Consider the following 6,306-nt stretch of genomic DNA (forward strand, 5'->3'; position numbering starts at 1 on the left):
GGGCCGCGCTGGCGGCGGCAGTCGAGGCTGTTGAACGAGTTAGGCGCGGCGGCGCTTCAGGCGCAAGACGTATCCGATCACTTCCGCCACCGCCTGATAGTGTTCGACAGGAATCTCTTCGTCGATCTCGACGCTGGCATAGAGCGCGCGCGCCAGCGGCACGTTCTCGACGATCGGGACCTCGTGCTCGCCGGCGACCTCGCGGATCTTCAGCGCGATCGCGTCGACGCCCTTGGCGAGGCAGAGCGGCGCCGCCATGCCGGGCTCGTATTGCAGGGCGACGGCATAGTGCGTCGGGTTGGTGACGATGACGGTGGCCTTGGGCACCTGCGCCATCATGCGCTTGCGGACCCGCTGGGCCCGGATCTGGCGCAGCTTCGCCTTCACCTCGGGATTGCCTTCCGAGTTCTTGTACTCTTCCTTGAGCTCCTGCTTGGTCATCTTCTGGCGTTGGTACCAGGAGAAGCGCTGCCAGACGAAATCGCCGAGCGCGACCACGGCGAAGAGGGCGAGCGCCGCGCCCATCAGCTTGATCGCCAGCACGAGCGTCGCCGGCAGCAGGGCCGCGACGCTCATCTGGGCGAAGCCCTCGAGCCGGTCGTGCTCGTTCCAAAGCGTGATCCAGAGCACGGCGCCGACGAGGCCGGTCTTCGCCAGCCCCTTGGCGAAGTTCACCCAGGCCTCCTTGCCGAACATGCGCTTGGCGCCGGCCATGGGCGAGATTCGGTTCAGCTTCGGCATCAGCGGGTCGAAGGTCCAGAGCGGCTTGTGCTGGATGAGCGCGCCGGCCAGGGCCGCGACGAGGATGAAGGCGAAGGGCAGGCCGAGTGCGGCGAATCCGGTCATCACCCCCTGCTTGGCGACATGCGCGAAGGCGGAGCCGTCGGAGGGCACCTGATGGGCGTTCATCAGGAAGGCGCGCAGCGAGAGCGCGCTGTCGCGGGCGGCCCAGCCGGCTCCGACGAGCAGCGCCAGGGTGAAGCCGCAGAGCACGAAGAAGGTGCCGATCTCCTGCGATCTGGGAATGTCGCCTTTCTCGGCGGCCTGATCCAGTTTTCGCTGGGTCGGCTCCTCTGTTCTGTCCTCGTTGTCGGCCTCCTCGGACATCGGCGCTCAGTTTCCCGTGAACTGGCGCAGGAAGCCGCCGAGCTCGCCCAGGAAGACGCTCATCATCACGCCGATGACGGCGAAGAAGACGAGCATGCCGCCGAGGATCGAGGCCGGGACCGCGAGGAAGAAGACCTGAAGCTGCGGCATCATGCGCGCGAGCACGCCGAGCCCGAGATTGAACAGCAGCCCGAAGACGATGAAAGGCGCGGAAATCTGCACCGCCAGCGAGAAGCCCTGCGCGGCGGCGCGCACCGCGAGCGTCATCACGTCGTCGACCGGCGGCGCGGCTCCCGGCGGCAGGACGCGATAGCTCTCATGGATCGCGACGATCGCGACATGGTGCAGGTCGCTGGTCAGGATCAGCGTGATGCCGAGCATGGTGAGCAGGTTGCCGATCGAGGGGTTCTGCGTGCCGCCGGTGGGATCGACCGTCATCGCGAAGCCGAGACCCATGGTCTGCGCCACCAGCGTGCCGGCGGTCTGCAGCGCTGCCATGACGAGGCGCGCGCAGACGCCGATGATCAGCCCGATCAGGATTTCGCCGACCAGCAGCCCGAAGATGCCCGGCATATCGGGGGGAAGTCTGAGCTGCGGGCGGGCCATCGGCACCATCATCAGGGCGATGAAGAAGGCGAGCGACAGGCGCGCCCGCGAGAAGATGAAACGCTCCCCGATGCCCGGCATCAGCATGACCAGCGTGCCCACCCGCGCGAAGACGAGCACGAAGACGGCGCTGATCTCGGGCAGGATCGCGATCTGCATCGTGCCGCCGGGGCCTCGTCGCCATTGCGGGCGCCGCGGGGCCGGACCGCCGCAGAGGGCAGGGCACGGCAGCGGCAGGCTCATTCGCCCGTGGCGATTCGGACGGCGACCCGCCCCATATAACCCGCCAGCGCGTCGCCCATGAACGGGAGAAACAGCATCATCGCGGCGAAGACGGCGATGATCTTCGGGACGTAGACGAGCGTCTGCTCCTGGATCTGGGTCAGGGCCTGGATCAGCGAGACGGCGAGGCCGACGATGAGGGCGACCATCATCAGCGGCCCGCCGGCCTTGAGAAAGACCATGATGCCGTCGCGGGCGACGTCGAGGATGGCTCCGGAGGTCATGGATGAAAGTCCTGATGGGCCGGGTTCAGACCGGCATCCGCATGATTTCTTCATAGGCCGCGATGACGCGGTCGCGCACGGCGACGAGCGTCTCGATCGCGGCCTCGCTTTCCGCCACCGCGGTGACGACGTCGACCACGTCGGCGCGGCCGGCGGCGACGGCGGCCGATTGGGCGTCCGAGCGGCGGCCCGCATCGGCGGTGGCCTCGAGCGCCTTGCCGATCAGGGCGGAGAAATCCGTACTGCCGGTTTCCGAGGCCGAGGCGGCCTGCGGCTTGCGGAGCAGATTGCCCGCACCCATCCCCTGCATCGAGGCGTAGGCGCCGGCGGCGAAGCTGGGCGTGGCCATGATGGTCGTTCCCTTCAGGCGCGCAGGATGTCGATGGTGCGCTGGATCATCCGGCGCGTCGACGAGACGAGGTTGAGGTTGGCTTCGTAGCTGCGCTGGGCCTCACGCATGTCCATCGTCTCGATCAGCGAATTGACGTTGGGCATGCGGACGTTGCCGGCGGCGTCGGCGGTCGGATTGCCGGGGTCGTATTTGACCCGGAAGGCGCTCTGGTCGCGCTGGACGCGGCCCATGTCGACGACCTGCGCATCGAGCTCGCGGTCGAAGCGGCGCTGGAAGGTCGGGATCTTGCGGCGATAGGGGTCGGCGCCAGCACGCTCGGGGCCCGAATCGGCATTGGCCATGTTCTCGGCGATGACGCGCATGCGGCCGGACTGGCTGCGCAGGCCCGAGGTCGCCACCGCGATGCTCTTGAGAAGATCCATGTCGTCCGTTCCTCCTGCTCCGGCGCGGCGCCGACTGCGCGGCGTTCAGCATCAGCGGCTTCGTCCAGCCGCCTTCGTCAGCGCCCCTTGCCGATGGCGATCTTCATCAGCCCGAGGCCCTTGCTGTAGAGCGAGGCGGCGAGCTGATAGTCCGACTGGTTCTGCGCGACCTTCATCATCTCGTCCTCGAGATTGACCGCGTTGCCGCTGGGGGTGGTCTCGAAGCGGCGGGCGCGGGCGCTGTCGAAGCCGTCGCTGCGGCCGCCGATGCCCATATGCCCGGCGCTGGTACGCGCCAGCGAGACATCGCCCACGCCACCCGCTCCGGTCCGGCCGGCCGGCGCCTTGACGTCCATCGGGCGAAAGCCCGGGCTGTCGGCGTTGGCGACGTTCTCGGCCAGGACCTTCTGGCGCGACTGGTGGAAATGCATGCGCGTCTTCAGCGCCTGCATCAGGTTGCCGCCCGTGCCCAGGGCCGAATTCGCCATGATCTCGCCCCTCCGATGTCGGCGCGGCGCGCCCGTCGACTGGGTAAATATTGCCCAGCCCATGGTTAACGATCGGTTAAAGGGGGCCGCTTTCGGAGATGTGGTTAACCACGCATTCACCATGTTTCCTGAAAGCGCGGGCGCTATGCTATAGGCACCGTGTTCAACATCGGGTGGATTCCGGCAGCCGGGACCCGGCCCCGCCGACGCTTATGAGGCAGACCTTGCAGAGCTTGTTTGGCTTCGATCTCCCGACCGCGCAGAAGTGGGTCATCGCCTTCGGCGTCATCCTCGTCCTGCTCGTGCTGCTGGGTCTCTTCGCGCGGCAGATCAAGGACGGGCGGCTGCGGATCAAGGGGCAGGGCGGGGGGCGTACGCGCCAGCCGCGGCTCGGCGTGGTCGACATCCACGACCTCGACCGCCAGCGCCAGCTCGTGCTGATCCGCCGCGACAATGTCGAGCATCTGGTGATGATCGGCGGCGCCTCGGATGTCGTGGTCGAGACCAACATCGTGCGCAGCGGCGCGAGGGCGGCGCTGCCGACCCAGGCCGAGCCGCTGCCGAGCGACCGGCCGCTGCCCTTCGACACGCTGGTTCCGCCGGAACTGCTGCGTCAGGATTTGCCGCGCCAGGAGACGACGAGGCAGGAAACCGTGCGCCAGGACACGACCCGGCTGGAGAGCCTCGAGGAGCTGCGCCGCGCCACGGGTTCGGCCACACCGGTCGCCGCACCGGCTCCCGCCGCCGACACCTCGCCCCGCCAGCCGCCGCGCTCCGCCCAGGGCGCCGCCGCCATCGAGGCCGCGGTCGCTGCGGCGGCGGGCGGCGCTGCGCTCGGTGCCGTCCTGCCGAAGGATGCCGCGCCGGTGCCGGCCGCGCCCGCGCTGCAACCGCCCAACTTTGCCCGTGACCATGCGCCCGCCCCGGCGGCGAGCGCGGTCGAGCTCGACGACATGGCGCGCCAGCTCGACGAGGCGCTGAAGCGCCCGTTCTCGGCCGTGCGCCCGGCCCAGGGCCAGGCTGCGGGCAGCCCTGTCGCGCCGCTGCCGGCCGGACCCGCTCCCGCGCCTGCCGGCACCGAGACCGCCGTCCCGCCGGTCGAGCCGCCGCTGAAGGCGGCCGAACCCGTGCGCTCGGCGCCAGCCGCCAAGCCGCCGGAGTCCCCCAAGCCGGCCGAGCCCGCCAAGCCGGCCGAACCGGCGAAGGCGGCCGATCCCAAGCCGATCGAGACGAAGCCTGTCGACACAAAGCCCATCGAAGCCAAGCCGGTGGCGCCGCCGCCAAAGGTCGAGCCGGTGATCGAACCCCCTGCGCCGGTGGCGCCGCCCGTCGAGGCGCCGACTCCGGCAGGCCGGGCGCTGCCGCTCGACGTCGAGGCCGAGCTGGCGATGGCACTGGGTCTCAAGCCGGAGCGAACGGGGCCGAAGCCGCCCGTCTCCGGCCCGGCACCCACGCCGGCTCCGGTTGTGACGCCGCCGCCCGTCGCGGCCGCTCGTCCCGATTCCGCCCCGCCAGCGGCCGAACCGCCGCCTCAGAAGCCGGCGGCGCAGCCGACGACTCCCCTCCCGTCGGCGCCGGCGGCCGATCCCGAGCCCACTCCCTCCGCCGGGCCGAAGCCGGCCGAGGCTGCGGAGGTCGAGATGGCCGAGGTCAAGGCCGCCGAACCGGCCGCGCCCGATCCGAAGGCGATCGACCCGTTCTCGGTGGACGCGATCGAGGCCGAATTCGCGCGGCTGCTCGGGCGCGACCCCAAGGCCAAGGGCTGAGCGTTCTCCGCCCCGTTGGCGGCCGCGCGATCAACAGCTTTCGCCGCCGCGCGGCACTCTGACGCCGCCGCGCCCGTTGCTGGCGCGGCGAGGCCCGCTCTAGCGTGACGCTGCCCGATGCGTTGATTCGGGCGCAACCACGGCCATGTGCGGGACCATGATCTGCTTCTCTGCGAGATGGCGCCGCCGCCTGCGGAGCCCGCGCGCCGTGACCGGCAGGCTCGCCCTGTGGGCCGCGCTGCTGGCCGTGCCCGCCGGGCCGGCGCTGGCGCAGACGCTCTCGCTCGATCTCGGCCAGGGCGGCGGAGTGGCCGAGCGGGCGCTGCAGCTGATCGCCGTCATCACGGTGCTGTCGCTGGCGCCGTCGATCCTGATCATGGTGACGTCCTTCACCCGGATCGTGGTGGTGCTGTCGCTGCTGCGCTCGGCGCTGGGCACGCAGACGGCGCCGCCCAACGCCGTGATCATCGGGCTCGCGGTCTTCCTCACCGGCTTCGTGATGGCGCCGACGCTGCGCGAGGCCTACACGACCGCGGTCGCGCCGCTCGTCGCCGGGCAGATCCAGCCGGCGGAGGCGTATAATCGCGGCGTGGTGCCGTTCAAGACCTTCATGCTGCGCCATGTCCGCGAGAAGGATCTCGCGCTGTTCATGGAGATGTCGCGCGAGCCGCCCCCGGCGACGCCGCAGGACGTGCAGATCCATGTGCTGGTGCCGGCCTTCATGATCTCGGAGCTCCGGCGCGCCTTCGAGATCGGCTTCCTGCTGTTCGTGCCCTTCCTGATCATCGACCTGGTGGTGGCCTCGATCCTGATGTCGGTGGGCATGATGATGCTGCCGCCGGTGACGGTGGCGCTGCCTTTCAAGCTGATCTTCTTCGTGCTCGTCGATGGCTGGGGACTGGTCGCCGGATCGCTGGTCAAGAGCTACGGAAGCTGACGGGCGGAGACCGTCTCAGCTGCGCCCGGGCGGGGCAGGGGCCGGAGCGGGCGCTCCGGCGGAGGCAGCGGGTGTCGCGGCCGGTGCGGGCGCCGCAGGTGCCTCGGCCGCGGGGGCAGGGG

The 6,306-nt window shown here is 70.1% G+C and carries 8 protein-coding genes; 2 read left to right on the top strand and 6 right to left on the bottom strand.

The genetic code is table 11. The annotated features are described in order from the left end of the window. Positions 1-39: 39 nt before the first annotated feature. The 6 genes from flhB to flgB all read right to left on the bottom strand — a co-directional run bounded on the left by flhB (position 40) and on the right by flgB (position 3,481). The gene (gene flhB / locus AX750_RS25190; protein WP_066718684.1) at positions 40-1,107 is read right to left on the bottom strand and encodes a flagellar biosynthesis protein FlhB; all 1,068 of its coding nucleotides are present in this window, start codon (positions 1,105-1,107) and stop codon (positions 40-42) included. 6 nt (positions 1,108-1,113) lie between these two features. Continuing rightward, on the bottom strand, positions 1,114-1,872 hold the full coding sequence (fliR, locus tag AX750_RS25195) for a flagellar biosynthetic protein FliR (protein WP_066718686.1): 759 nt from the start codon (positions 1,870-1,872) through the stop codon (positions 1,114-1,116). Positions 1,873-1,952: 80 nt separating this feature from the next. Then, complete coding sequence (fliQ, locus tag AX750_RS25200) at positions 1,953-2,219, bottom strand: flagellar biosynthesis protein FliQ (protein WP_066718687.1); 267 nt, start codon at positions 2,217-2,219, stop codon at positions 1,953-1,955. 25 nt (positions 2,220-2,244) lie between these two features. Then, the gene (locus AX750_RS25205; protein ID WP_066718690.1) at positions 2,245-2,568 is read right to left on the bottom strand and encodes a flagellar hook-basal body complex protein FliE; all 324 of its coding nucleotides are present in this window, start codon (positions 2,566-2,568) and stop codon (positions 2,245-2,247) included. A gap of 14 nt (positions 2,569-2,582) precedes the next feature. Further along, positions 2,583-2,993 carry a flagellar basal body rod protein FlgC gene (gene flgC / locus AX750_RS25210; protein WP_066718693.1) on the bottom strand — a complete coding sequence of 137 codons (411 nt, stop codon included), beginning with the start codon at positions 2,991-2,993 and terminating at the stop codon, positions 2,583-2,585. Between the two features lie 77 nt (positions 2,994-3,070). Beyond that, positions 3,071-3,481: a flagellar basal body rod protein FlgB gene (gene flgB / locus AX750_RS25215; RefSeq protein ID WP_066718696.1), complete on the bottom strand. Its 411-nt coding sequence runs from the start codon at positions 3,479-3,481 to the stop codon at positions 3,071-3,073. A gap of 224 nt (positions 3,482-3,705) precedes the next feature. Between flgB and AX750_RS25220 the strand changes: the two genes are divergently transcribed. Further along, positions 3,706-5,247, top strand: coding sequence for a flagellar biosynthetic protein FliO (locus AX750_RS25220; RefSeq protein WP_197426561.1), 1,542 nt, complete (start codon positions 3,706-3,708; stop codon positions 5,245-5,247). A 208-nt stretch (positions 5,248-5,455) separates the two neighbouring features. Beyond that, on the top strand, positions 5,456-6,184 hold the full coding sequence (gene fliP / locus AX750_RS25225) for a flagellar type III secretion system pore protein FliP (protein WP_245282519.1): 729 nt from the start codon (positions 5,456-5,458) through the stop codon (positions 6,182-6,184). Positions 6,185-6,306: the final 122 nt, after the last annotated feature.

The sequence above is a fragment of the Methylobacterium sp. CCH7-A2 genome, from assembly GCF_001557075.1.
GTDB lineage: Bacteria > Pseudomonadota > Alphaproteobacteria > Rhizobiales > Beijerinckiaceae > Allobosea > Allobosea massiliensis.